Origin of the sequence: Aeromonas sp., from assembly GCF_050633025.1 — a bacterium.
Taxonomy (GTDB): domain Bacteria; phylum Pseudomonadota; class Gammaproteobacteria; order Enterobacterales; family Aeromonadaceae; genus Aeromonas.
Genome location: NZ_JBODRQ010000154.1, coordinates 1 through 7,067, shown reverse-complemented (window position 1 = coordinate 7,067; position 7,067 = coordinate 1). Strand labels below are relative to the sequence as shown.

The following is a 7,067-nucleotide window of genomic DNA, read 5'->3' as shown; positions in this document are numbered from 1 at the left end:
AACCGATCCAGCCGCTTGGCAAGGTGGCCTCAGGCGGTGAACTGTCACGTATCAGTCTCGCCATCGTGGTGATCAGCGCCCGCAAAGTCTCAACCCCGACCCTGATTTTCGACGAAGTAGATGTGGGGATCAGCGGCCCGACCGCCGCCGTAGTAGGTCGCCTGCTGCGCCTGCTCGGGGAGTCCACTCAGGTGATGGTGGTCACTCACTTGCCTCAGGTGGCTGGCAACGGCCACCAGCACATGGTGGTGAGCAAGCATACCGACGGCAAAACCACCGAAACCCGGATGGATGCACTCGACCAGAATGCCCGCCTCAATGAGCTGGCACGCCTGCTCGGTGGCGACCAGATCACCGACAACACTCTGGCCAATGCCCGCGAGCTGCTGCGTCGCTGAATCAGGCAATAAAGCCGATTTGCAGCGATGGCGACTGACAGAGCTGACCAAACATGCTGACTGCGCAGGCACAGGCGGAAGCCATGGCCTGCGCAACCAGCAATCAGCAATCAGCAATCAGCAATCAGCAATCAGCAATCAGCAATAGCCAATAGCCAATAGCCAATAGCCAATAGCCAATAGCCAATAGCCAATAGCCAACTGTGAGCACCGAACTCTCGTCAGGATTACCGACCCAGATCAATAAAATGGCGAGTTAGGCGAAGCTGGCAGCAACATGGGCGAGGATCCGGTTGCCTTCATGTGACGGATTTCGCATAGTGTTGCCCCCCTTTATGGGTATCCAATTGTGAGGCTTTGTCTATGATCCACGTTTTTGGTCACAAGAATCCTGATAGCGACAGTATCTGCAGTGCGCTGGTTATCACCGACTGGCTCAATGGCCAGGGCCGTCAGGCCACCCCATGGCGTCTGGGTGACCTGCGCACCGAAACCCGTTTTATTCTGGAGCAGGCAGGCGTCAGCGAACCCGAGTTGCTGACCAAAGATCTGACCGGTGAAGATGTCTGGCTGGTGGATTTCAGTGATCTGGAACAGGGCCCTGCCACACTGACACAAGCCAATGTACTGGGTCTGGTGGATCACCACCGACTCGGCACTCTGGTCACCCAGTCTCCGCTGGATGCCTGGATCCGTGCCGTCGGCTGCACCTGCACCATCGCCTTCGATCTGCTGAGTCAGCAAGGCACCGTGACCCGCAGCCAGGCTCGCCTGATGCTGGGTGCCATCATGAGCGACACCCTCTGTCTCACCTCGCCGACCACCACCGAGCAGGACAAGCTCGCTTGTGAGCGTCTGGCACCGCTGGCAGAAGTATCACTGGCCGAATTCGGCCAACAGCTGCTGATGGCGAAAACCGACCTGAGCGGCCTGACTCCGGCTCAACTGCTGCAGCAGGATGAGAAAGCGTTCCAGGCGGAAGGTTGCAGCTTCATCATGAGCCAGATCGAAGTGGGCAGCGAGCAGCAGCTGGCCGAGCACCTGCCAGCCCTGCAGCAGGAGATGACCCAGCGCGTGGCGAGCGAAGGGCTCGACTTCTTCGTGTTGATGGTGACTGACCTGACTGCGGCTGCCAGCCGTATCTACTTTACCGAGCACGCTAAAGTACCGGCAGAGTCCAGCTACCACCCGGGCTTTGTCAGCCGCAAGAAGCAGGGTCTGCCCTGGGTGATGGATCTGCTGGCCAAGGCCTGATCCTCACGCTCCATAATCCATGCCAAAGCCCTGCCTCTGCGCAGGGCTTTTTCATCGCCAGCGCCAGCCGTACTCCCCATCCTCTTGCTCACCACTGCGGTCTCTCGCTTACTCTTTTCTCGGCTTATTGACAGTTAACGCCATAACTTTGCTTACATATTTGCGGCTGTTATTTATCAGGGCTTTGCTGCAGGATAATCGCCGTGCACAACCTTTTCCGTTTCCATTCAGGTGATCGATGAACATAACCCCCAAGCAGAGAACCCTGGCCATCACCATGCTGATCGCCGTGGTGCTCCTCGGCTGGCTACTCTGGCCAAGTCAACCCCCCAAGGCGATGCTGACCGCTCAGGTGACCCGCGAGGATATCGCCCAGACCGTGCTGGCCAGTGGCGTGCTGCAGGCCGTGGAGCAGGTGGATGTGGGGGCCCAGGTCTCCGGTCAGGTCACCAAGCTGGCCGTCGAAGCCGGTGATAAGGTCAAACAGGGAGACCTGTTGGCCGAGATCGATCCCCTGATTGCCCAGAACAACCTCAAGACGGCCGAGGCGGAGCTCGCCAGCAACCGCGCCCAGCTCAAGATCAAGCAGGCACAACTCAAACAGAACGAGCTCGCCTGGCGGCGCCAGCAGCAGATGTTCAAGCAGGAGGCGAGCTCACGGGCCGATCTGGAGAGTGCCGAGGCACTGCTGGCTGTCACCCGCGCCGAACTGCAAAACAGTCAGGCCAATATCGACAACGCCCTGATCAAGGTTGATCGGGCCAAGACCGAGCTGGGCTACACCAAGATCCTGGCGCCGATGGATGGCACCGTCATCAGCATTGTGACCCGTCAGGGCCAGACCCTGGCTGCCAGCCAGACAGTGCCGACCGTGCTCAAGCTGGCCAACCTCGAGACCATGACAGTCAAGGCGCAAATTTCCGAAGCCGATGTCACCAAGGTCAAAGCCGGCATGCCGGTCTACTTCACCCTGATCGGTGATCCGGACACCCGCTATCAGGGGAAATTACGCGCCGTAGAGTTAGCGCCCACCAACATCAACGATCAGGCTGCAACCGGTACCACCACCAACAATGCGGCTGTCTACTACTACGCCCTGTTCGATGTGCCCAATCCCGACCATACCCTGCGGGTGGCAATGACCACCCAGGTGACCATAGTGCTCGGCGAACGCAAGCAGGTGCTCACTGTGCCGCAAACTGCCCTCGGCAAGTCGCTGGGTGATAACGAGTATGAAGTCACCGTGATCAAGGACGATGAGACGACCGAAACCCGCCATATCAAGACCGGTATGAAGGATGAGATCCGCATTGAGGTGATCAGCGGGCTGAGTGAGAAGGAGGAGGTGCAGCTCAATCACGGTGCACCCGCCGACAATGATGAGATGGCGGTGATGCTATGAGTGAGCCCCTGAACCAGCTGCCGTTGATCCAGCTGAAAGGGGTCGAGCGACGCTACCAGAGCGGCGACAGCGAAGTCACCGTGCTCCACCCTCTTGACCTCACCATCACGGCAGGAGAGATGATCGCCATTGTCGGCACATCCGGCTCCGGCAAGTCGACCCTGATGAACCTGCTGGGTTGTCTGGATAGCCCGAGCGGCGGCCAGTATCTGTTTCGCGGTCAGGACACCGCCACCATGGATGCGTTGGCGCTGGCCCGGCTGCGCTGCCACCACTTCGGTTTTATCTTTCAGCGCTACCACCTGCTGCCCCATCTCGATGCCGCCGCCAACGTGGAGATCCCCGCCGTCTATGCCGGTACCAGCCGCCCGGATCGCCAGGCGCGCGCGCGTCAGCTGCTAGTCAGATTGGGGCTGGCCGATCGCAGTCACCATACCCCGGGCCAGCTCTCCGGCGGTCAGCAGCAGCGGGTCAGTATCGCCCGGGCGCTGGCCAATGGCGGCGAAGTGATCCTCGCCGATGAACCGACCGGCGCACTGGATAGCCAGAGCGGCAAGGAGGTGATGGCGATCCTCAAGGAGCTGCACGCTCAGGGCCACACCATCATTCTGGTCACCCACGATATGAACGTGGCCAGCCATGCCGACCGTATCATCACTCTCAAGGATGGTCGGATTGAACAAGATAGCGGCCCCTGCCAAACGGCCGTGTTGGCTCCAGCCACCGCCACAGCCCCTCAAAAAATAGTGCTCACTAAAGGTGCCATGGGCCACGACTGGGATCGTTATCGGGAAGCGGGACGGATGGCGATGCATGCCATGCTCGCCCACCGGATGCGCACCTTCCTCACCATGCTCGGCATCATCATCGGCATCGCCGCAGTGGTGAGCGTGGTCGCTCTTGGTCAGGGGGCGCGCGCCAAGGTGATCGACCAGATCAATGCGATGGGCACCAACACCATCGAAATCTTCCCGGGCAAGGGATGGGGCGATGAGAAAATGGCCAGCATCCAGACCCTCAACAAGGGGGATCTCGATGCCCTGCTCGGGCAACCCTATCTTGCGGGCGCCAGCCCAGAGATCGGCAGCTCCGGCCAGTTGCGCTATCGCAACAAGACCAACAGCGGCAGCGTGACCGGGGTCGGCAACGACTATTTCAAGGTGAAAGGGATGACGTTGGTCAGTGGTCGCTTACTGGAGTGGCAAGATATCCAGCAGCGTGCCGCCGTTGCCGTGGTGGACAAAAAGAGCATCACCAGCCTGCTTGGCAAGGAGGAGCCGGTCGGCAAGGTGGTACTGGTCGGCACCTTGCCGGTGCGGATTGTCGGTGTGGTTTCGCAGGAGACCGGCTTTGGCCCCACCAGCCAGTCAGTCAATATCTGGCTGCCCTACAGCGCGGTGATGAGTCGCCTCATCTCGCAGCACCACTTCAGCCAGATCACCATCCGGGTCAAAGACGGGGTACAACCGGCACTGGCCGAGCAGGCGGTGATCGAGCTGATCACCAAGCGCCACGGGGTGAAGGATTTCTTCACCTTCAGTAGCGACAGCATCATCAAATCGGTAGAGAAAACCACCGCGACCATGACCCTGATGGTCTCGGCCATCGCGGTGATCTCGCTGATCGTCGGTGGGGTGGGCGTGATGAACATCATGCTGGTGTCGGTGGTGGAGCGCACCCGCGAGATCGGCATTCGCATGGCAGTAGGCGCCCGCCAGTCGGATATTCTGCAGCAGTTCCTGATTGAAGCCGTGATGGTGAGCCTGCTGGGGGGGATCTTCGGCGTCGGCCTCTCGCTTGGTATTGGCGCGCTCTTTTCACTGCTGGTGGACTCCATCAAGATGCAGTTCTCGCTCTTCTCAATCCTGATGGCCTTTGGCTGCTCGTCACTCATCGGGATCCTGTTTGGTTACCTGCCGGCACGCAATGCGGCGCGGCTCGACCCTGTTGTCGCACTGGCGAGGGAATAACAATGCACAAACTCTCCTGGCTGGCTCTCTGCATGGCCCTCAGCGGCTGTAGTCAGCACAGCACCTATCAAAGACCCGAGCTGGCGATCGCCCCTGCATGGCAACAGGCAGAGGGCGCCCAACTGGCTGCGCAGGCTGGCCCCTGGTGGCGGGAATTTCATGATCCCCAGCTCGACAAACTGGTCGAGGCGGTACTGGCCGCCAACCCGGACATGCGTGTGGCGGCCCTCAGGCTCAAAAGTGCCAGACTGGGCGCCGAGCAGGCCGATACCAACCTCACCCCCTCGGTCAATGGCACTATCGCCGCCAATGGCAACAAGGATCTGAAAACCGGCAAAGGCACCAACAGTCTGGGCCCCTCGCTGAGCCTCAGTTACGAAGTGGATTTGTGGGGCAAGCTTGCCTCGGTGCGGGATCAGGCAAGCTGGGAGGCGGCAGCAAGCGAGCAGGATCTCGCCAGCACCCGACTACTGCTGATCGGCAATACCCTGGAGCAGTATTGGCAGCTCGGCTATCTCGGCTCTGCCATCGCACTCGGAGAACAGCAGCTGGCCAACCTGTCCCGAACCGAGCAGCTGACCCAGACCAAATACCAGGCTGGCGCCATCACCCGACTTGATCTGGCGCAGGCACGCCAACTGTTGGCAGGAAAACAGGCTGAGCTGGCCTCCCTCAAGGCGCAGCAGGAGCAGGCTCGCAATGCCCTGCGTCTGTTGCTCGGCCGCAGCAGCGGGCCGCTGGAGTATGCACCCGCTTCCCTTGCAAAGCAGACCATTCCTGAACTTGCGGTGGGTATTCCGGCTGATGTGCTGGCACGCCGCCCCGACGTCAAAGCGGCCGAATTGCGGCTGCGCAAGACGCTGGCAAAAGGGGACGAGATCCGCACCAGCTTCTACCCCAGCCTGACCCTGACCGGCAGCGCCAGCACCGCATCCGATAGATTGGCGCAGGTGCTGCAAAATCCGGTTGGTACGCTAGGGGCCAGCCTCGCCCTCCCCTTCCTTGAATACAACCGCACCAAGCTCGCCATTGAAAGCTCCGATCTGGATTACCAGATTGCTGAAACCGAGTTTCGCAAACAGCTCTACACCGCACTGGTGGAGGTGGAAGACAATCTGGCCGCCCGCCACTACGGCCAGCAGCGACTCGATTATCTGCAGGAGCAGCTGAGTTATGCCCAGGAGGCCGAACGGCTGGCCAAGGCTCGCTTCCAGGCGGGCGCGACCGGCGTGCAAGCCTGGCTCGATGAGCAGAACCGGCTGTGGGATGCCCAGCAGAGCCTGCTGGCCCAGCAAAAAGAGCAGCTCGCCACCACTGCCAAAATCTATCGCGCCCTGGGCGGCAGCGATAGCGTGACGCCCCGATAGCGCTTCACCTGGCCATTCCCCACTCTGCCGGCAGAGTGGGGAATATCATCGCCATCCACCATACTGGCCTCCCCTCTCACAGTGCAGCCTATATCGATTGCTCATCATCAAGGGCAGTTATGGCAGCGCAGCCAATTACATGCATAGGCAACCCTGAATATCCCTGCCATACCTTGCGGCGCTCTCTATCCCTCACGCATGCATATTCCGGTCGAAAATGAACACCTAATCCGGTTTAAAATGAACGCTGATTCCAGCTGCGTGTACACCGATTCCGGACACCTCAGAGCACGTACTCTGATGTCAGATGAACCGTCCTGTTCCAACGTCTTGGATCCACAACTGCCGGGCTGCGCTTGGCTGCTGGCTAGTTCGGTGAGTCGAAAAGATGCCTCCCCTCAGAGCTCAGCTTCTGCTCGAAGAACCCCTGTCCGCATACTTTCCGGAAATGGTGTTCACAGATTCCGGAATCACTGTTCAACTTCACCGGAATACGCAACGCACCCGGCCCGGAGATAACGGTTACCGGATATTCCATCAGCAGAGGGTGCGCGGCGCCCCGTGAATCATGAGAGAGGCGGATTCAACTCCGAAGCGAATATCTGCACAACGCATACAAAGAGCGATATCACGCAGTTGATCCTGCACGATAAAATTAATCGCAAACAACAAGTGA

The 7,067-nt window shown here is 59.7% G+C and carries 4 protein-coding genes and 1 pseudogene; all 5 read left to right on the top strand.

What is annotated here, in order from left to right; all coding sequences use genetic code 11:
• Positions 1 to 398, top strand: a pseudogene (locus tag ACRAUW_RS15780) (DNA repair protein RecN); the annotation flags it as partial.
• A gap of 363 nt (positions 399 to 761) precedes the next feature.
• Positions 762 to 1,652 (top strand): manganese-dependent inorganic pyrophosphatase, encoded by an 891-nt coding sequence (locus ACRAUW_RS15775; protein WP_431363041.1) that lies wholly within the window; start codon positions 762 to 764, stop codon positions 1,650 to 1,652.
• Between the two features lie 238 nt (positions 1,653 to 1,890).
• The gene (macA, locus tag ACRAUW_RS15770; RefSeq protein WP_431363040.1) at positions 1,891 to 3,054 is read left to right on the top strand and encodes a macrolide transporter subunit MacA; all 1,164 of its coding nucleotides are present in this window, start codon (positions 1,891 to 1,893) and stop codon (positions 3,052 to 3,054) included.
• Positions 3,051 to 5,024 carry a MacB family efflux pump subunit gene (locus ACRAUW_RS15765; RefSeq protein ID WP_431363039.1) on the top strand — a complete coding sequence of 658 codons (1,974 nt, stop codon included), beginning with the start codon at positions 3,051 to 3,053 and terminating at the stop codon, positions 5,022 to 5,024. Before macA ends, ACRAUW_RS15765 begins: the two co-directional genes overlap by 4 nt.
• A 2-nt stretch (positions 5,025 to 5,026) precedes the next feature.
• A complete protein-coding gene (locus tag ACRAUW_RS15760; protein ID WP_431363038.1) occupies positions 5,027 to 6,391 on the top strand; it encodes an efflux transporter outer membrane subunit in 1,365 nt (454 codons plus the stop codon).
• Positions 6,392 to 7,067: the final 676 nt, after the last annotated feature.